This is a genomic window from Stenotrophomonas sp. SrG (assembly GCF_050031795.1).
Lineage (GTDB): Bacteria > Pseudomonadota > Gammaproteobacteria > Xanthomonadales > Xanthomonadaceae > Stenotrophomonas > Stenotrophomonas rhizophila_A.
In genome coordinates this window covers 1-235 of record NZ_JBNBBE010001346.1, presented here as the reverse complement: position 1 = coordinate 235, position 235 = coordinate 1, and the positions used below count along the sequence as shown (strand labels likewise).

The following is a 235-nucleotide window of genomic DNA, read 5'->3' as shown; positions in this document are numbered from 1 at the left end:
CGGCTGTTCCGCGCGATGTGGCTGGCCATCCTGGCCAGCAACGTCGGCACCTGGGTCAATGACGTTGCCGCCGCCTGGGTGAGGGCCGAGCGCACCGGATCGCCGCTGATGGTGGCGCTGGTGCAGTCGGCCACCACGGTGCCGGTGGTGCTGCTGGCCCTGGTCGCCGGTACGCTGGCCGACATCGTCGACCGCCGGCGCTACCTGCTGTTCACCCAGGGCTGGATGCTGCTGG

The 235-nt window shown here is 71.1% G+C and carries 1 protein-coding gene; it reads left to right on the top strand.

From position 1 onward, the window contains the following. Nucleotides 1-3 precede the first annotated feature (3 nt). Nucleotides 4-235, top strand: a 232-nt coding sequence (locus tag ACQG3P_RS23795; RefSeq protein ID WP_426806426.1) for an MFS transporter, incomplete at its 3' end; no start/stop codon positions are given.